The organism is Citrobacter sp. Cpo091 (assembly GCF_030332645.1).
Classification (GTDB): Bacteria; Pseudomonadota; Gammaproteobacteria; order Enterobacterales; family Enterobacteriaceae; genus Citrobacter; species Citrobacter portucalensis.
The window spans coordinates 208,098-225,875 of the sequence record NZ_JAOWHL010000041.1 but is presented as its reverse complement, the minus strand read 5'-3'; the positions used below and the strand labels follow the sequence as shown (position 1 = coordinate 225,875).

Genomic DNA, 17,778 nt, shown 5'->3' with positions numbered 1-17,778 from the left:
AGGGCATTAACTCATTTTACGCATGTGGATGCAACTACTATTTTCTTTTTTGTGGATAACCTTCCTAAGAGAACGGCCCTGAAACAGGACCGTTCTTAAGCAAAATTGAAAAATAGTTCAATCCATCAGTTGCTTACTTAACCTAGGGTCTGCCTGAATCAGGCGCATTAACTTCAATTCGGTAGTGGAAGGCTTTACGCGTTTAGACTCCCATTCATGAACCATCGCGACCGTCACGCCCATCACTCGGGCAAAATCATCTGTTTTTAAACCTGTCCCTCTTCGTAGCTGTTCAAATTCGGTGAAAGGGTTGGTTTTTTGCGGCAGAGTGACCGTCTGCGATACATCTTTAAAAACAATCTGCTCCAGACTGCTTAGCAGTTCAAACATAGGATCTTTGTATTCCATTGAGAACTCCTACAAATCACACAGCGGGATCGTGAATTTCTTCGAAGCTCATTAAGAGTAGTCGGAAAAAATGAAGCCGGATTTAAGGGTTGTGTGATGGATTCGTTTCAGCGGATCGCAGGTGACAATCTTTTGCTGGCTAACGAACTGATAAAGGTCGGGATCTCCGAACGATCGATTCCGATTGTAAAGATGACTAAAATATGACGCCGAGTGGTGAATGCAGCATTGTTTAGCAAAACGAACGGTGGCGGGAACGGTTATTTTCCCCCACAAGATTACGCGGAAAGGGTATCTTGCGGGGCTGACCTGGACTATCCTTGTCAACGTCAGGCACGCGGGTGTCGTTGTGCGCATTTTTGGGTGAAAGGAGTATTAAAATGGCGACAGGTAAGTCCTGCTCTCGCTGGTTTGCGCCTGTTTTGGCGCTCTTAATGGTAGTTGGCCTGAGTGGGTGTTTTGATAAAGAAGGCGATCAACGCAAAGCGTTTATCGATTTTCTGCAGAATACTGCAATGCGTAGCGGAGAGCGTTTACCAACGCTGACCGCCGATCAGAAAAAACAGTTTGGCCCGTTTGTGTCCGATTACGCGATTCTGTATGGCTATTCGCAACAGGTTAATCAGGCGATGGACTCCGGTCTGCGTCCGGTGGTTGATAGCGTAAATGCGATTCGTGTTCCTCAGGATTATGTGACTCAGCGTGAACCGCTGCGTCAGGCAAATGGTGCGCTAGGTGTATTAGGGCAACAGTTGCAGAATGCGAAACTACAGGCAGATGCTGCGCATGGCGCGCTGAAGCAGGGCGAAGATCTGAAACCGGTCTTTGATCAGGTGTACAACAAAGTTGTTACTGCACCAGCAGAGGCCTTACAGCCGCTGATCCCTGCCGCGCAAATTTTCACGCAGCAGCTGGTGCAGGTTGGTGATTTTGTGGCGCAGCAGGATACGCAGGTGAGCTTTGTCGCCAACGGTATCCAGTTCCCAACGTCACAGCAGGCAAGTCAGTACAATACGCTGATTGGCCCGTTGGCTGCTCAGCATCAGGCATTTAATCAGGCCTGGACTGCTGCGGTGAATGCCGCTCAGTAATTAAGATACGGTAATACATGAAAGGCCGGGTGAGCGTAAGCGCTACCCGGCCTTTTGTTTATGATGCGACTTGCGGGTTTACGCAGTTCTTCTCAACGTGTCCTTGCAGCGCATCGATTAAGTTATCCACCGCACAGGCCGCCATGTTGTAGCGCGTTTCGTGCGTGGCTGAACCAATGTGCGGTACGGCCACCACGTTGGGCAGTGACAGCAGCGGTGAGTCTACCGATAATGGCTCTTGCTCAAATACATCCAGGCCAGCGGCATGAATTTCGCCTTTTTGCAGGGCAGCAATCAACGCTTTTTCATCGACCACCGGGCCACGTCCGGCGTTAATGAAAATGGCGGAAGATTTCATTTTGGCAAACTGCTTGGTGCTGAACAGATGATGCGTTTCGTCGGTTAACGGCAGGATCAGGCAGACAAAATCAGACTCCTGCAACAGCGTATCGAGGTCGCAGTAACGTGCATTGAAGCGCTCTTCTGCTTCCTGATGATGACGGCGCGCATTATAGAGAATCGGCATGCTAAAGCCGAAATGCGCACGTTGTGCCAGCGCCAGCCCAATGCGGCCCATACCGACAATCCCCAGCGTTTTGTGGTGTACATCGGTACCAAACCAGTCCGGTCCGATACTTTTGGTCCATTCGCCGACCTTTACCCGTTCGGCAACTTCCACTACGCGGCGAGCGGTGCTTAACACCAGCGCCATTACCGTATCGGCGACGGTTTCCGTCAGCACGGTTGGCGTGTGCATCAACAGCACCTTACGCGCGTTGAGGGCATCGACGTCGAAGTTGTCATAGCCTACGGAAATCGTAGATGTCGCACGCAGCCTGGGTATTTTCTCCAGCAGAGCGGTATTGACGGCTTCACTGGAGCCCAGCAGACCTTCTGCATTGGCAAAAGCGTCGGCGTGCAGTGCGACCGTTTCCGGGCGCAGGTTAGGCACCTGAGTCACAGTAAAATGTTCTTCCAGGCGATGCAGTAAATCGTCAGGTAACGCTTTATAGAGAATAATGGACGGCTTCATGCGAATCTCCGTAAGTTAAAATTTAAGCGTGGCGTGCGCCAACCGGAATTTGGGAATTATTAGCAGGCTTAACAATTAAAGTTAGCCACACTGAGACAAAAAGCGCTACCCCCATAAAAATGTACGAGGCGGACGGGCTGCCGGTAGCGCCATTGAGGTAGCCGACAAACCATGAACCAAAGAATGAACCTAGCGCGCCCATGCTGTTGATCAGCGCCATTGCTCCACCGGCGACGTTGCGCGGCAGCATTTCCGGGATGATGGCGAAGAAGGGACCATAGGGGGCATACATTGCCGCGCCTGCAATAACCAACAGCGTGTAAGAAATCCAGAAGTGGTCTGCGCCTACGGCCCAGGAGCCGATAAACGCGAACGCCGCGATCAGTAACAGTGGCCAGACAAACAGCTTACGGTTTTGTAGCTTATCGGACGCCCAGGAGACGAGGATCATCGCCGCCGTTGCCGCCAGATACGGTACGGATGACAGCCAACCAACTTCCACCATCCCCAGGTTTGCGCCGCCGTTGCGGATAATCGACGGCAGCCACAGGACAAAACCATAGACGCCAATACTCCAGGCGAAATACTGCATACACAGCAGGATGACGTTACGTGAGCGGAAAGCCTCGCTATAGTTACGTACGGCTTTGATGCCTTGCTGCTCTTTTTCCAGTTGTGCCTGAAGAGCGGCTTTTTCAGATTCTGACAGCCAACCGACCTGAGACGGTTTGTCTTTTACCAGCACCCACCAGCAGAACGCCCAGATGATGGCCGGGAAGCCCTCAATGATGAACATTTCCCGCCAGCCCAGCGCCTGAATCAGGTAACCGGAAACCACGGACATCCACAGGACGGTGACCGGATTACCGAGGATCAGGAAAGTGTTTGCGCGCGAGCGTTCAGATTTCGTAAACCAGTTGCTGATATAAATCAGCATTGCCGGCATCACGGCGGCTTCAACGACGCCAAGAATAAAGCGGATGGCGGCAAGCATTGGAATATTGCTGACCATGCCGGTTAACGACGCGCATGCGCCCCAGAGGATCAGACAGACAAAAATCAGTTTTCGTACGCTGCGGCGTTCAGCGTAAATTGCGCCCGGGATCTGAAAGAAGAAATAGCCGAGGAAAAACAGCGCGCCCAGCAGGGAAGAGATCCCCTTGGTAATGCCGAGGTCCTCGTTGATACCGGCGGCGGAGGCGAAGCTGAAGTTCGCGCGGTCAAGGTACGCCAGGCTATACGTGATAAACACGATTGGCATGATGTACCACCAGCGTTTTGCTGCATTAGTTGAGCTATTCATAGACTGCCCTCTGGTTATGCTGATACGCCGCCTCTGTATGTAGGGTACAGAGTTGGCCGGGAGTTTATTCCCCTAATTGTTCACGTGTGGGTAATCCTTCGCTGTCGCCCTGAACCTGAATGGCCAGTGCGCCAATTTTATTGCCGCGTGTCACCGCCTGATGCAACGAGTGGCCTTCCAGCAGGGCGCTAATAACGCCCACGGCAAAGCCATCGCCTGCGCCGACCGTATCGACCACGTTGTCGACTTTTACCGGTGCCACGCAGCCTTGTTCGCCGCTGGCGGTTTTGTACCAGGCGCCATCAGCCCCGGTTTTGACGATCACAGCCTTCACGCCATGGCGCAGATAAAAGTCGGCGATGGCTTCAGGCGTCTGCTGGCCGGTTAAAATCATGCCCTCTTTTAACCCAGGTAAAACCCAGTCAGCCTGAAATGCCAGCCGGTTCAGTTTTTCCACCATTTCGGCTTCGCTTTTCCACAATACCGGGCGCAAATTCGGGTCGAACGAGATGGTCTTCCCCTGGGCCTTCATGGTGCGGGCGGTATGCGCCAGTAGTTCATAAGAGCTGGCAGAAAGTGCTGCTGCTACGCCGCTCAGGTGCAGGTGGCGCGCGCTGGCGAAATAGGCCTCGTGATAATCTTCAATGCTGAGGTGGCTGGCAGCGGAACCTTTACGGAAATATTCCACAATGGGATCGGTTCCATTTTCGACTTTAGATTTAAGCTGAAAGCCAGTAGCGTAACGCCCGTCCTGGGTGACTCCCTGCGCATCAATCCCTTCTTTTTCCAGCGACTTAACGATAAAACGGCCAAAGCTGTCGTTGCCAACGCGGCTCACCCAACCGACCTTCAGGCCCAGACGGGCAAGACCGGTCGCTACGTTAAGCTCCGCGCCTGCAACGCGCTTGATAAACTGCTCCACATCCGCCAGTTCGCCGGTTTGCGTGGCGACAAACATCGCCATCGCTTCACCAATAGTGACCACATCCAGTGAATTTTTCATGCGTTACTCCTCGCGTAACAGCTCAACGTAGCGGCGGGTAACCGCCACCAAATCCTGCCCTTCCAGGGGGAACTCAATGCCGCGTGGGACATCGTTGGGCAGCGTTTTTAGCAGCGCCAGCCAGCGCGGATCGGCTTCATCAGGCGGTACGGCGCGGTAGCTGTCGTGATATGCAACTGCGGCTTTGACATGGATATAGCCAACGGTTGACGCCAGGTTTTGTGCTGCTTCTTCCGGGGAGTCGCCCACCCACAGCCAGTTGCCCATATCGAAGGTCAGAGATATCGGCAGGTTTTGCGCCTGACAGGCTTCGTTAAAGCGCTGCATTGGCTGCAGGCGTCCGCAGTCGGTCTGATCGTTCTCGACAACCAGCTCCATTCCGCTGTTGTCCAGCCATTGGCGTAGAACGTCGAACTGTTTTGTATGGGAAAAATGGCCGAGGGAGACTTTTAACCACAGCGCCTGCAAGGCCTGCGCTTCCTCAAGTAGTTCTGGAAGACGGGGGTTGAGGTTACCGTCCTCAAGGAACAACGGTTCAGGCGCTGAGTAACAGGCCAGCAGGCCGAAGATTTCGATCGCAGAAGCCATCGTTGACAGCGTCTTCAGCTCGGCGTCGGTTAATAGCTCGCGGCGGATTTCGACGCCGTCAGCACCGGCTTCAGCGATGATGGGCAGCATTGCCGTTTGCCCGCCTGCGGCCCGTACCTGGTCGTGGCCGTAAGCGGCGGTGACCACCATAATTTTTCTTTTCATGGAAACTCCAGACTAGCGTTCTTGTTATAACGCTAGATGGAACCGGTTCCAAAGAAAAGCCTATGATGTCGAATTTATGATCACCATCACGAAGGTAATTTAACGGGCGGTAGAGCCGCGCACGATCAGCTCGCCGGAGAAGACCTGTTCCTGAATGGCAGCCGAGCCGCCATCAATCCGGCGCACAACCTGCTCAACGGCGGTGTAACCAATCTGCCAGGTGGGTTGTTTCAACGTGGTAATACCAACGCCCGCCAGCTCAGCCCATTCCAGTTCGTCAAAGCCGAGTAAGCCAATGTCGCTCCCCCAGTTGAGGCCAATGCGTTTCAGGGCGCGGGCTACTTGTAGCGTGAGGGCACCGTTGGCAGAGATAACGGCTTTGCGCATTCCACGATGCTGCTGGTGAAACTGGCGCAGGGTGTCGTCCAGTTGCGTATTGTCCGTGAGCGGGACTTCGGCATTTTGCGCGATAACGCCGGGGTATTGCGCGAGCGTGGCGCGAAAAGCGCTCAGGCGTTCGCGGCGGGTATTCACCATGCCGAGTGGTTCGCTGAGGAACAGGATGGCTTCAAAACCTTGTTCGACCAGATGCTCGGTGGCAACCGTTGCCGCCTGGGTGTTATCCAGCCCGACCATATCACAGGCGAAATCGGGAATTTTACGGTCAATCAGCACCATCGGCAGCGCAGACTGTTGCAGGCGGTTCAGCCCCTCTTCGCGCATCCCGACGGCGTTGACCACTATCCCTTCGACCTGGTAGCTGCGCAGCAGGTCGAGATAATGCAGCTCCTGATCCACTTCGTTGTTGGTGTTACACACCAGCGGGGTAAAGCCTTTATCGCGACAGGCGGCTTCAATACCACTTAACACGTTGACGGAGTAGGGATTAGTAATATCGGCGATGATCAGGCCAATCAGGCGGGTACGACCATGTTTCAGGCCTCTTGCCATCAGGCTGGGACGATAGTCGAGATCGGCAATGGCTTGTTCAATGCGGGCCAGCAGCGCGTCGGAAAGCAGGTGCTTTTCACCGTTGAGATAACGTGAAATGCTGGTCTTGCCGGTTTTTGCAGCTTTCGCCACATCGCTGATGGTTGCCCGTGTTGATTTGCTCATCGCTGATTTCCCTGAATTTGGTGACAACACCTTAACGCGAAAATCAACGATGGCAAGTGCTTCATGCCGGATGGACGCGGTCTGCTTCCATCCGGCACAAAACGTTACTGGATCGGGCTTAAGGTAATTTCTACGCGGCGGTTTTGCGCTTTACCTTCCGCTGTGCTGTTGCTGGCGATCGGATTTGCCGGGCCCATACCCTGAGTGCGGATGCGGTTAGCTGCGACCCCTTGAGTGATCAAGGCGCTGGCTACGGAGTCTGCGCGCTGCTGTGACAGACGCATATTCAGATCCTGGCTGCCGGTGCTGTCGGTGAAGCCCAGCACATTGACGGCGGTTTTATTGTACTCTTTCAGTACCATCGCCACGCCGGTCAGGGTGTTAGCACCCGCAGGCTTCAGGTTGGCGCTGCTGCTGTCGAAGGTGACGTTGTTTGGCATGTTCAGAATGATGTTATCGCCACTGCGTGTCACGCTGACGCCCGTTCCCTGCATTTTTTCGCGCAGTTTTGCTTCCTGTACATCCATGTAATAGCCGATACCACCGCCAACGGCCGCGCCAGCCGCTGCGCCAATCAGTGCGCCTTTGCCGCGATCTTTCTTCGAAGAAGAGAGTGCGCCAATGCCCGCGCCGACCAGAGAGCCAATACCTGCGCCAATGCCGGATTTACCCGCTTCGCGTTCGCCGGTGTAAGGGTTTGTTGTGCAGCCAGAAACCGCTAGGGCGCCGCTCACGATGGCAGCAATAACAAATACACGTTTCTTCATCTTAATTCCTTAATGACTTTTTCTTCTTTGCCACAGCGATCGTGGCGGTTGATTATGACGTGTGAACATGAAGAAAATTCCAGGGAAGACTCTGAAATTTGTAAGTAACATTGAACGGCATAATAAATAAGCCGTCACATCGCATTCAGGAGCGCCATCTTGGCTAATTCACCCGCACATTACTCGGTGTTAACCGCCGCCCACTGGGGACCAATCCTCGTCGACACTGATGGTGAGACGGTTTTCTCCTCGCGTGGCGCGCTGCCCACCGCTCATCCCAACTCTTTGCAAACCGTGGTGCGCGACCAGGTTCACAGTAAAACGCGGGTACGTTTTCCGATGGTGCGTAAAGGGTTTCTCGCCTCGCCGGAGAACCCACAGGGCGTACGTGGGCAGGATGAGTTTGTTCGCGTCAGTTGGGACGACGCGCTGAATCTTATCCATACGCAGCATAAACGCATCCGTGACAGCTACGGCCCGGCCTCAATTTTTGCCGGTTCGTACGGCTGGCGTTCCAACGGCGTGTTACACAAAGCGGCGACCCTGTTACAGCGTTATATGGCGTTGGCGGGCGGTTATACCGGGCATCTGGGGGATTACTCGACGGGGGCTGCGCAGGCGATCATGCCGTACGTGGTGGGCGGGAACGAAGTTTACCAGCAGCAAACCAGCTGGCCGGTGGTGCTGGAGAACAGCGAGGTGGTGGTGTTGTGGAGCGCCAATCCGCTGAATACCCTGAAGATTGCCTGGAACGCGTCCGATGAGCAGGGCCTCGCGTACTTTGAGGCATTGCGCGACAGCGGTAAACGGTTGATCTGTATCGATCCGATGCGATCGGAAAGCGTCGATTTCTTTGGCGATAAGATGGAATGGATTGCCCCGCATATGGGGACCGACGTAGCGCTGATGCTGGGCATCGCGCATACGCTGGTGGAAAACGGCTGGCATGACGAGGACTTTCTCGCCCGGTGTACCACTGGATATGACCGTTTTGCCGACTATCTGCTGGGTAAATCTGATGATGTTGCAAAAACGGCAGAATGGGCGGCAGAGATTTGTGGCATTCCGGCGGCGAAGATACGCGAACTTGCGGCGATATTTCACCAAAATACCACCATGCTGATGGCCGGATGGGGCATGCAGCGCCAACAGTATGGCGAGCAGAAACACTGGATGATTGTCACCCTGGCCGCCATGCTCGGACAAATCGGGACGCCAGGCGGCGGTTTTGGGCTGTCGTACCATTTTGCCAATGGCGGCAACCCAACGCGCCGGGCTGCGGTGCTGGCTTCAATGCAGGGCAGCGTTAAAGGCGGCACCGACGCGGTAGATAAAATCCCGGTGGCGCGAATTGTCGAAGCGCTGGAAAATCCCGGCGGTTTTTATCAGCACAACGGCATGGACCGCCATTTCCCGGACATCCGTATGCTGTGGTGGGCGGGCGGGGCTAACTTCACCCATCATCAGGACACTAACCGTTTAATTCGCGCCTGGCAAAAACCGGAGCTGGTGGTCATCTCGGAGTGTTTCTGGACCGCCGCAGCAAAGCATGCCGATATCGTGCTGCCAGCAACCACCTCCTTTGAGCGTAATGATTTGACCATGACTGGCGATTACAGCAACCAGCACCTGGTGCCGATGAAGCAGGTCGTACCGCCGCAGGACGAAGCGCGAAATGATTTTGATGTCTTTGCCGAGCTGAGTGAGCGCTGGGAAAAGGGCGGATATGAACGGTTCACCGAAGGTAAAAGCGAACTGGCGTGGTTGGAGACTTTTTACAATATTGCCGGGCAACGTGGGGCCAGTCAGCAGGTGACATTGCCGCCTTTCGCCGAGTTTTGGCAGCGCAACGCCCTGATCGAAATGCCGGAAAACGCCGCCAGCGCGCAGTTTATCCGTTTTGCGGATTTTCGCCGCGACCCGCAGGCGCATCCGCTGAAAACGGACAGCGGCAAAATTGAAATCTACTCCGCGAGGATTGCAGGTTACGGCTACGCGGACTGCGGGGGGCACCCGATGTGGCTGGAGCCGGATGAGTGGTTCGGTAACGCCGAACCGGACCAGCTACAGCTGCTTTCCGCCCATCCGGCGCACCGTTTGCATAGTCAGCTTAACTACAGTGCGCTACGTGAGCAGTACGCGGTAGCGGATCGTGAGCCGATAACGATTCATCCGCAGGACGCCCACGCGCGCGGCATTGCGGATGGCGATACGGTCAGGGTGTGGAACCTGCGCGGGCAAGTTCTGGCGGGCGCGGTGGTGACGGCGGGTATTAAACCCGGCGTCATCTGTATTCATGAAGGTGCCTGGCCTGATTTGGATCTCGCAGCGAACGGTATTTGTAAAAATGGTGCCGTCAACGTGCTGACCAAAGATCTCCCCAGCTCGAAGCTGGGGAATGGCTGCGCGGGCAATACTGCGTTGGCGTGGCTTGAAAAATATAGCGGACCAACGTTGGCGCTTACGGCGTTTGATCCGCCTGCCAGCCCATAATCCACGTGGGGTGGTGAGTCTCTTCCTGCCATGCGCCGTCTTCAATGCGAAAACCCAGCGCATGGTAGAAGTTCACCGCTGATTGATTCTTCTGGTAGACCTCAAGGCTGAGTATCGAAAAGCGCTGCTGGACATGCTGCACCAGCGCTTTGCCGATCCCGCTTCTGATGGCGGCAGGTGCGACAAACAGCGCGCCGAGAAAGCGGTCGTCAATCACGCTGGCAAAGCCTTTGAGCTCGCCTTCTTCTTCCCAAACCCAGGTTTGCGCGGCTGGCAGATAAACATCCCGCACCACGGATTCACTTTCGCGCCAGTAGCGCTCTTCGATAAATGGATGGGCATGGATTGTGCTTTCCATCCACAGCGCCAAAATTGACGGCAGATCGTCAGCCTTGGATTCACGAATCATGTTGTTCTCCCGGATAACAGATGCAGCTGGTGACATGGTCGTTGACCAGGCCGCACGCCTGCATAAAGGAGTAACAAATGGTGGTGCCGACAAACTTAAATCCGCGTTTTTTTAACGCTTTAGACAGCGCGTCTGACGCAGGCGTGGAGGTGGGAATATCGCTCAGGTTGGCGGCGCGAGTCACTTGCGGTTGGTTATCAACAAATGACCAGACGAATTCGCTAAACGACTCTCCGTTTTGCGCCATCGTCAGAAAAGCACGAGCGTTGCCGATAATGGCCTGAATTTTTCCGCGATGGCGAATAATGCCGGCATCCAGTACCAGCCTTTCCACATCCTCTTCGGTCATGGCCGCCACTTTTTCCGGGTCAAAATGGTGGAAAGCGTGGCGATAATTTTCCCGTTTCTTTAGCACGGTAATCCACGATAACCCGGCCTGCTGACCTTCCAGGCAGATCATTTCGAACAGTTTATTACTATCGGTTTCGGGGACGCCCCATTCCTTGTCGTGGTAGGCAATGTAAAGTGGATCCTGACTGACCCATCCGCAACGCTGCATATTCTTCCTCGCTGTTTTTACTGGCGTAAAAATTTCATTCGGCCCGCCTTGACGCGCCAGCTAAAAAGACAATATTTAATACAGGGCCAGATGGGCCCATATCCTTCATACAATGACAATAATATTGCCGAATTCGGCTCTTTTCTGGAGTCGCGTTGATGATTATAAGAAACAGTAGTGGTCATCAGAGGTTAACTCTGGTGAGCGTTGTAGTTTGTGCGCTGTCCATCAATACAGCATATGGCTGGCAACAAGAATATATCGTTGATGCGATGTCAGGGCATACGGCTGAACGTTATACATGGGACAGCGATCACCAACCACGTTATAACGACATTCTGGAAGAACGTATTCGTTCCACTCAGAACGTGGCGGGTCCCGTGGTGAATCTGGCGGATGAGACGCCTATGGATGCGACCAGCGGCATGAGTATGGGCTGGAACTTCCCGCTTTCAAGGCAGGTGACAACTGGTCCGGTTGCCGCGCTGCATTATGATGGTTCAACCACATCTACTTACAACGAATTTGGCGATAGCGCGACGTCGGTAACGCAGAACGATCCGCTGTGGCATGCCAGCGTGAGCTCGTTGGGCTGGCGAGTCAATTCGCAGTTCGGTGATGTGCGACCGTGGGCGCAAATCAGCTATAACCAGCAGTTTGGCGAGAATATCTGGAAGGCGCAGTCGGGTCTCAGCCGCATGTCAGCAGCGGGTCAGGATGGTAACTGGGTGGATGTCACCGTCGGTGCGGATATGCTGTTGAACCCGCACATGGCGGCTTACGCAGCGCTTTCGCAGGCGGAAAACAGTACCAACAACAGCGACTATATGTACACCATGGGAGTGAGCGCCAAATTTTAACGTAAGTAATCAGCATATAAACATCTTGATTACATGTTGAGATCAACAATCACACGCACTCCAGCGATAGCGTGTACTAACTCATGCGATAAAATTCAGTAACCCGACTTTTTGTCTCGTCATTCATTCCGCATTCCAGGCATTTCATTCCGTCCTGGCGGCATTTCATGCCGTTTTCTCCTGCTCATAAAAGCGCTTCGGTATGGTTGTTGGCAGAGAATTTCCCATTTTGTTTATGCAGGAAGACTGCCATGAAAACTTCTGATTATCAGCGTACCCGCTGGCTGACACTGATCGGCACCATCATTACCCAATTTGCTTTAGGTTCTGTTTATACCTGGAGCCTGTTTAACGGTGCGCTCTCTTCTAAGCTTGATGCGCCGGTGAGTCAGGTTGCCTTTTCCTTTGGCCTGCTGAGCCTCGGGCTGGCAATTTCTTCTTCCGTCGCCGGGAAACTGCAGGAACGTTTTGGCGTGAAACGCGTCACCATGGCCTCCGGTATTTTACTGGGTGTCGGCTTCTTCTTAACCGCCCACTCTGACAGCCTGATTATGCTGTGGCTGAGCGCCGGTGTATTGGTCGGTCTGGCGGATGGCGCAGGCTACCTGTTAACACTTTCCAACTGTGTAAAATGGTTCCCTGAGCGTAAAGGGCTGATTTCCGCCTTTGCCATCGGTTCTTACGGTCTTGGCAGCCTCGGTTTTAAATTCATCGACAGCCAACTGTTGAGCACTGTGGGTCTGGAAAAAACCTTCATGATTTGGGGCGCGATTGTGCTGGTGATGATCGTCTTTGGCTCCACGCTGATGAAAGACGCGCCGAATCAGGAAGTGAAAACGAAAAATGGCGTGGTTGAGAATGACTACACCCTGGCGCAGTCCATGCGTAAACCGCAGTACTGGATGCTGGCAGTGATGTTCCTGACGGCGTGTATGAGTGGGCTGTATGTGATTGGCGTGGCGAAAGATATTGCACAAAGCCTGGCGCATATGGATGTGGCAACGGCGGCAAATGCGGTTACCGTCATTTCTATCGCTAACCTGTCAGGTCGTCTGGTTCTGGGGATTCTGTCCGACAAAATCTCTCGTATTCGCGTTATCACCATTGGGCAGGTCGTTTCGCTGGTCGGTATGGCGGCACTGCTGTTCGCCCCGCTGAATGATGCGACCTTCTTCGCGGCGATTGCCTGCGTAGCATTTAACTTTGGCGGTACCATCACCGTGTTCCCGTCACTGGTGAGCGAGTTCTTCGGTTTGAATAACCTGGCTAAAAACTACGGCGTCATTTACTTAGGTTTCGGTATCGGCAGCATTTGTGGTTCCATTATCGCCTCGCTGTTCGGCGGTTTCTATGTGACCTTCTGCGTTATCTTTGCGCTGTTAATTATCTCGCTGGCACTCTCCACCACCATCCGCCAGCCACAGCGTAGCGTATATACCGAGGCGCACGCCTAAACCTATTAGTAGTCTGATTAATACCTGGCGCATATATTTACAAAAATATATGCGTCATTTGCATTCTCCATAAGCACTTTTTCCCCCTCCTGTGGTCTACTTACCCGCGCCCGTAGACATTTCACTTCTGCTGTTGTCGCATTTTCCCCTGCCTGGTCTGTTTGACTACTGCTCAGGGTGTTTTAATCCCGATTCCCAGGGTTTGTTTGCATGAGATATATTAAGTCGATGACGCAGCAGAAACTCAGTTTCCTGCTGGCAATCTATATCGGTTTGTTTATGAACTGTGCTGTATTTTTCCGGCGCTTTAGCGGATATGCACACGAGTTTACCGTCTGGAAAGGACTCTCTGCGGTTGTTGAATTAGCCGGCACTGTGCTGGTGACCTTCTTTTTACTACGACTTCTCTCTTTATTTGGTCGGCGCGCCTGGCGTGTCCTGACAACGTTAGTGGTGCTGTGTTCTGCCGGTGCCAGCTATTACATGACCTTCCTGAACGTGGTAATTGGTTACGGTATTATTGCCTCCGTAATGACCACGGATATTGATTTATCGAAAGAAGTGGTTGGCTGGCATTTTGTAGTGTGGCTGGTTTCGGTCAGCATTTTACCGTTGGTTCTGATTTGGAGTAATCGCTGCCGCTATACCCTGATGAAACAGATCCGTACGCCTGGTATGAGATGGCGCAGCGTGGCGGTAGTTTTACTGGCTGGTCTGATGGTATGGGTCCCGATTCGCCTGCTGAGCATGCAACAGAGAAGCGTTGAGCGAGCAACGGGAATCGATTTACCCAGCTATGGCGGGGTAGTGGCGAATTCCTATCTGCCGTCAAACTGGCTCTCCGCGCTGGGTCTGTACGCCTGGGCACAGGTGGATGAATCCTCAGACAACAAATCGTTGATGAACCCGGCGAAGAAGTTTACCTATGTTGCCCCCAAAAACCTCGACGACACCTATGTGGTCTTTATTATCGGCGAAACGACCCGCTGGGATCATATGGGAATTTTTGGCTATGAGCGCAATACCACGCCAAGGCTCGCCCAGGAGAAAAATCTGGCCGCCTTCCGTGGATATTCCTGTGATACGGCAACCAAACTTTCGCTGCGTTGCATGTTTGTGCGTGAGGGGGGGGCAGAAGAAAACCCGCAGCGTACTCTGAAAGAACAAAACGTCTTCTCCGTGCTCGGCCAGTTAGGGTTCAAGACCGATCTTTACGCGATGCAAAGCGAGATGTGGTTCTACAGTAACACCATGGCGGAGAACATCGCCTATCGTGAGCAGATTGGCGCAGAGCCGCGCAACCGTGGCAAGAACGTTGACGATATGCTGTTGATTACCGAGATGCAGCAGTCTCTGCAAAATAATGAAGATGGTGGCAAGCATCTAATTATTCTGCATACCAAGGGCTCGCATTTTAACTACACCCAGCGCTATACCCGTGATTATGCGCAGTGGAAGCCGGAATGTGTCAATGTTGATAGCGGTTGCTCGAAAGCTGAGATGATCAACTCATTCGATAACTCGGTAACCTATGTTGATCACTTTATTACCAAAGTGTTTGATCAGCTACGCGATAAGAAAGCGATCGTGTTTTACGCCGCCGATCACGGTGAGTCGATTAACGAGCGCGAGCACCTGCACGGTACGCCGCGTAAAATGGCGCCACCTGAGCAGTTCCGCGTTCCTATGATGGTGTGGATGTCTGACAAATATCTGGAAGACCCCGACCATGCGAAGGCGTTTGCACATCTGAAGCAAGAAGCTGATATGAAGGTGCCGCGTCGTCATGTGGAACTGTACGACACCATTTTGGGTTGCCTCGGCTATACCTCGCCAAATGGTGGTATTAACGAGAATAATAACTGGTGTCGTATCCCGGACGCGAATAAGGCTACAGCCCAGTAACTGAGCTGCTGACTTTCTCGCCGATCAAATGGCATTTTGATACTAAGGGATTGACGGGCGCGCAGCTGAGCAGTAAGATGCGCCCCGCATTCGGTGATTGGCGCAGCCTGGTAGCGCACTTCGTTCGGGACGAAGGGGTCGGAGGTTCGAATCCTCTATCACCGACCAAATTAGAAAAGCCCGCTCTCTGAGCGGGCTTTTTGCATTTGTGGCTTTTGTAGGCCTGATAAGCGAAGCGCCATCAGGCAAAACATCACGCTATAACAGATATTGCCGGATGCGGCGCAAGCGCCTTATCCGGCCTACAGGCGGGCGTATTTTGTGTTTTTCCGACCCCACGTTTGACCTTCATTTTATCTGCAAAAATTGTGCACCACTTCCCACTGACTGTTAACGATTCTGTGACATATTCCATTGCCTTTTTTTATATTTGCTTGAAACTTTTTTTGCGCTACTTATGGCTGAAGCTGGCATTTTCCGCTGTGCGCTTTAACGTTCATGGTATTAATCGCTCAGATATGCAGCATTAATTTAGAAAGTTTGAATAAATTGCATAAATGTTAATCACCAAATGTTGCGAAATATGAAGATGTTTATTCTGGCATAGTACGCGTAGCACAAATTTCCCTGCTGAAAATGTCCTTCCGCACTTTTTTTAATCTTTGTTTGTGAATTCTCACCGTTGGCGTAAATCACGGTGACCTGTATTGACGTTTTCACATTCTGTTGACAGATTGTAGGGTATGAGGGGCATTTCATGGAGAATCCGCACTGCAACTCAGTCGCTTATGTGAACGGAATCCCCATCCTCTTAACGCCGACCCGGCCGGGTAAAAAACAAAAAAGGCCAGGCGGTGCAAACCCACTGCAAAGGGTAAAACAACAAACATCACATTGGAGCAGAAGAATGAGTATTTCCTTGAAGAAGTCAGGGATGCTGAAGCTTGGTCTGAGCCTGGTGGCTATGACCGTCGCAGCAAGCGTACAGGCTAAAACTCTGGTTTATTGTTCAGAAGGATCTCCTGAAGGCTTTAACCCGCAGCTTTTCACCTCTGGCACCACCTATGATGCCAGCTCCGTACCGATCTATAACCGCCTGGTCGAGTTCAAAACCGGTACGACTGAAGTGATCCCGGGCCTTGCTGAGAAGTGGGAAATCAGCGAAGACGGCAAAACCTACACCTTCCACCTGCGTCAGGGCGTGAAGTGGCAGGACAACAAAGAATTTAAACCGACGCGCGATTTTAACGCCGATGACGTGGTGTTCTCTTTCGATCGTCAGAAAAATGCCCAGAACCCGTACCATAAAGTCTCTGGCGGCAGCTATGAATACTTCGAAGGGATGGGTCTGCCGGATCTGATCTCCGAAGTGAAAAAAGTAGACGATAAAACCGTTCAGTTCGTGCTGACTCGCCCGGAAGCGCCGTTCCTGGCTGACCTGGCGATGGACTTCGCTTCTATTCTTTCCAAAGAATATGCTGACAACATGCTGAAAGCCGGTTCTCCGGAGAAAGTGGATCTGAACCCAATTGGTACCGGTCCGTTCCAGCTGCAGCAGTACCAGAAAGACTCCCGTATTCTGTATAAAGCATTCGAAGGTTACTGGGGCACCAAGCCGCAGATCGACCGTCTGGTCTTCTCCATTACGCCTGACGCTTCCGTGCGTTACGCCAAACTGCAGAAGAACGAGTGCCAGGTGATGCCGTATCCGAACCCGGCAGACATCGCGCGCATGAAGCAGGATAAAAACATCAACCTGATGGAGCAGGCGGGTCTGAACGTTGGCTACCTCTCTTTCAACACCGAGAAGAAACCGTTTGATGACGTGAAAGTCCGTCAGGCGCTGACCTACGCGGTAAACAAAGAAGCGATCATCAAAGCGGTTTATCAGGGCGCTGGCGTTGCCGCGAAAAACCTGATCCCGCCGACCATGTGGGGCTATAACGACGACGTTAAAGACTACACCTACGATCCTGAGAAGGCCAAAGCGCTGCTGAAGGAAGCGGGTCAGGACAAAGGCTTTACCGTTGAGCTGTGGGCTATGCCGGTACAGCGTCCATATAACCCGAACGCACGTCGTATGGCAGAAATGGTTCAGGCTGACTGGGCGAAAATTGGCGTTCAGGCCAAGATTGTGACCTACGAGTGGGGCGAGTATCTGAAACGCGCCAAAGCGGGTGAACATCAGGCGGTGATGATGGGCTGGACCGGTGACAACGGGGATCCGGACAACTTCTTCGCGACCTTGTTCAGCTGTGCGGCAGCGAAAGACGGTTCCAACTACTCTCGCTGGTGCTACAAGCCGTTTGAAGACCTGATCCAGCCGGCGCGTGCGACCGACGATCACAACAAACGTATTGAACTGTACAAGCAAGCTCAGGTTGTTATGCACGACCAGGCTCCGGCTCTGATTGTTGCTCACTCCACCGTGTACGAACCAGTGCGTAAAGAAGTGAAAGGCTATGTGGTTGATCCATTAGGCAAACACCACTTCGAAAACGTCTCTGTCGAATAATTAAAAGCAATTAAGGAAGCGCTGCGCCCCGATGTTGTTTAGGCCGGATAAGCGCAGCGCCCTCCGGCGTAATGCTTTACCCGCGATGCAGTTTGCGTGGGATAAGATT

The 17,778-nt window shown here is 53.0% G+C and carries 15 protein-coding genes and 1 tRNA gene; 7 read left to right on the top strand and 9 right to left on the bottom strand.

All coding sequences use genetic code 11. The features are described 5' to 3' along the window. Positions 1 to 117 precede the first annotated feature (117 nt). Entirely contained in the window at positions 118 to 408 is a 291-nt protein-coding gene (locus OGY04_RS22915) for an HTH-type transcriptional regulator (protein WP_003827383.1), read from the bottom strand. A gap of 380 nt (positions 409 to 788) precedes the next feature. Here OGY04_RS22915 and OGY04_RS22910 point away from each other — a divergent pair, with 380 nt between their 5' ends. Then, positions 789 to 1,499 carry a DUF3053 domain-containing protein gene (locus OGY04_RS22910; RefSeq protein WP_003827386.1) on the top strand — a complete coding sequence of 237 codons (711 nt, stop codon included), beginning with the start codon at positions 789 to 791 and terminating at the stop codon, positions 1,497 to 1,499. A 58-nt stretch (positions 1,500 to 1,557) separates the two neighbouring features. On the opposite strand, the gene ghrB is transcribed toward OGY04_RS22910, so the two are convergent. The 6 genes from ghrB to OGY04_RS22880 form a co-directional block, all read right to left on the bottom strand. Then, on the bottom strand, positions 1,558 to 2,532 hold the full coding sequence (ghrB, locus tag OGY04_RS22905; RefSeq protein WP_286586058.1) for a glyoxylate/hydroxypyruvate reductase GhrB: 975 nt from the start codon (positions 2,530 to 2,532) through the stop codon (positions 1,558 to 1,560). Between the two features lie 22 nt (positions 2,533 to 2,554). Then, positions 2,555 to 3,835: an MFS transporter gene (locus tag OGY04_RS22900; RefSeq protein ID WP_048215328.1), complete on the bottom strand. Its 1,281-nt coding sequence runs from the start codon at positions 3,833 to 3,835 to the stop codon at positions 2,555 to 2,557. Positions 3,836 to 3,899: 64 nt separating this feature from the next. Continuing rightward, on the bottom strand, positions 3,900 to 4,838 hold the full coding sequence (locus OGY04_RS22895; protein WP_048236986.1) for a sugar kinase: 939 nt from the start codon (positions 4,836 to 4,838) through the stop codon (positions 3,900 to 3,902). 3 nt (positions 4,839 to 4,841) lie between these two features. Next, positions 4,842 to 5,591, bottom strand: coding sequence for a sugar phosphate isomerase/epimerase family protein (locus tag OGY04_RS22890; RefSeq protein ID WP_071446718.1), 750 nt, complete (start codon positions 5,589 to 5,591; stop codon positions 4,842 to 4,844). 99 nt (positions 5,592 to 5,690) lie between these two features. Beyond that, entirely contained in the window at positions 5,691 to 6,707 is a 1,017-nt protein-coding gene (locus OGY04_RS22885) for a LacI family DNA-binding transcriptional regulator (protein ID WP_005133828.1), read from the bottom strand. A 104-nt stretch (positions 6,708 to 6,811) separates the two neighbouring features. Beyond that, entirely contained in the window at positions 6,812 to 7,474 is a 663-nt protein-coding gene (locus OGY04_RS22880) for an OmpA family lipoprotein (protein ID WP_003827397.1), read from the bottom strand. Positions 7,475 to 7,633: 159 nt separating this feature from the next. Between OGY04_RS22880 and OGY04_RS22875 the strand changes: the two genes are divergently transcribed. Then, positions 7,634 to 9,967, top strand: a complete 2,334-nt coding sequence (locus tag OGY04_RS22875) for a molybdopterin guanine dinucleotide-containing S/N-oxide reductase (RefSeq protein ID WP_286586057.1) — start codon at positions 7,634 to 7,636, stop codon at positions 9,965 to 9,967. On the opposite strand, the gene OGY04_RS22870 is transcribed toward OGY04_RS22875, so the two are convergent. Together OGY04_RS22870 and tag are read right to left on the bottom strand one after the other, a co-directional pair. After that, positions 9,936 to 10,376 carry an N-acetyltransferase gene (locus OGY04_RS22870; RefSeq protein ID WP_008786424.1) on the bottom strand — a complete coding sequence of 147 codons (441 nt, stop codon included), beginning with the start codon at positions 10,374 to 10,376 and terminating at the stop codon, positions 9,936 to 9,938. The two genes, OGY04_RS22875 and OGY04_RS22870, sit on opposite strands and share 32 nt — an antisense overlap. Then, positions 10,366 to 10,935, bottom strand: a complete 570-nt coding sequence (gene tag / locus OGY04_RS22865) for a DNA-3-methyladenine glycosylase I (RefSeq protein WP_008786423.1) — start codon at positions 10,933 to 10,935, stop codon at positions 10,366 to 10,368. The genes OGY04_RS22870 and tag overlap by 11 nt, the downstream gene beginning before the upstream one ends. A 158-nt stretch (positions 10,936 to 11,093) precedes the next feature. Here tag and OGY04_RS22860 point away from each other — a divergent pair, with 158 nt between their 5' ends. The 5 genes from OGY04_RS22860 (at position 11,094) to dppA (ending at position 17,669) form a co-directional block, all read left to right on the top strand. Continuing rightward, on the top strand, positions 11,094 to 11,795 hold the full coding sequence (locus OGY04_RS22860) for an autotransporter outer membrane beta-barrel domain-containing protein (protein ID WP_020996061.1): 702 nt from the start codon (positions 11,094 to 11,096) through the stop codon (positions 11,793 to 11,795). Between the two features lie 251 nt (positions 11,796 to 12,046). After that, entirely contained in the window at positions 12,047 to 13,249 is a 1,203-nt protein-coding gene (locus OGY04_RS22855) for an L-lactate MFS transporter (RefSeq protein ID WP_020996062.1), read from the top strand. 210 nt (positions 13,250 to 13,459) lie between these two features. After that, positions 13,460 to 15,154: a kdo(2)-lipid A phosphoethanolamine 7''-transferase gene (gene eptB, locus OGY04_RS22850; RefSeq protein ID WP_032945323.1), complete on the top strand. Its 1,695-nt coding sequence runs from the start codon at positions 13,460 to 13,462 to the stop codon at positions 15,152 to 15,154. Between the two features lie 91 nt (positions 15,155 to 15,245). After that, a tRNA-Pro gene (locus OGY04_RS22845) sits at positions 15,246 to 15,322 on the top strand. Between the two features lie 739 nt (positions 15,323 to 16,061). Beyond that, complete coding sequence (gene dppA / locus OGY04_RS22840; protein ID WP_003827414.1) at positions 16,062 to 17,669, top strand: dipeptide ABC transporter periplasmic-binding protein DppA; 1,608 nt, start codon at positions 16,062 to 16,064, stop codon at positions 17,667 to 17,669. The last annotated feature ends 109 nt before the right edge of the window (positions 17,670 to 17,778 follow it).

What these genes read in the sequence shown, in the direction of transcription:
- OGY04_RS22900 (WP_048215328.1), bottom strand. Translation starts at nt 3,835, where the DNA reads ATGAATAGCTCAACTAATGCAGCAAAACGCTGGTGGTACATCATGCCA.
- tag (WP_008786423.1), bottom strand. Translation starts at nt 10,935, where the DNA reads ATGCAGCGTTGCGGATGGGTCAGTCAGGATCCACTTTACATTGCCTAC.
- ghrB (WP_286586058.1), bottom strand. Translation starts at nt 2,532, where the DNA reads ATGAAGCCGTCCATTATTCTCTATAAAGCGTTACCTGACGATTTACTG.
- OGY04_RS22855 (WP_020996062.1), top strand. Translation starts at nt 12,047, where the DNA reads ATGAAAACTTCTGATTATCAGCGTACCCGCTGGCTGACACTGATCGGC.
- OGY04_RS22910 (WP_003827386.1), top strand. Translation starts at nt 789, where the DNA reads ATGGCGACAGGTAAGTCCTGCTCTCGCTGGTTTGCGCCTGTTTTGGCG.
- OGY04_RS22870 (WP_008786424.1), bottom strand. Translation starts at nt 10,376, where the DNA reads ATGATTCGTGAATCCAAGGCTGACGATCTGCCGTCAATTTTGGCGCTG.
- OGY04_RS22860 (WP_020996061.1), top strand. Translation starts at nt 11,094, where the DNA reads ATGATTATAAGAAACAGTAGTGGTCATCAGAGGTTAACTCTGGTGAGC.
- OGY04_RS22885 (WP_005133828.1), bottom strand. Translation starts at nt 6,707, where the DNA reads ATGAGCAAATCAACACGGGCAACCATCAGCGATGTGGCGAAAGCTGCA.
- OGY04_RS22915 (WP_003827383.1), bottom strand. Translation starts at nt 408, where the DNA reads ATGGAATACAAAGATCCTATGTTTGAACTGCTAAGCAGTCTGGAGCAG.
- OGY04_RS22890 (WP_071446718.1), bottom strand. Translation starts at nt 5,591, where the DNA reads ATGAAAAGAAAAATTATGGTGGTCACCGCCGCTTACGGCCACGACCAG.
- dppA (WP_003827414.1), top strand. Translation starts at nt 16,062, where the DNA reads ATGAGTATTTCCTTGAAGAAGTCAGGGATGCTGAAGCTTGGTCTGAGC.
- eptB (WP_032945323.1), top strand. Translation starts at nt 13,460, where the DNA reads ATGAGATATATTAAGTCGATGACGCAGCAGAAACTCAGTTTCCTGCTG.
- OGY04_RS22895 (WP_048236986.1), bottom strand. Translation starts at nt 4,838, where the DNA reads ATGAAAAATTCACTGGATGTGGTCACTATTGGTGAAGCGATGGCGATG.
- OGY04_RS22880 (WP_003827397.1), bottom strand. Translation starts at nt 7,474, where the DNA reads ATGAAGAAACGTGTATTTGTTATTGCTGCCATCGTGAGCGGCGCCCTA.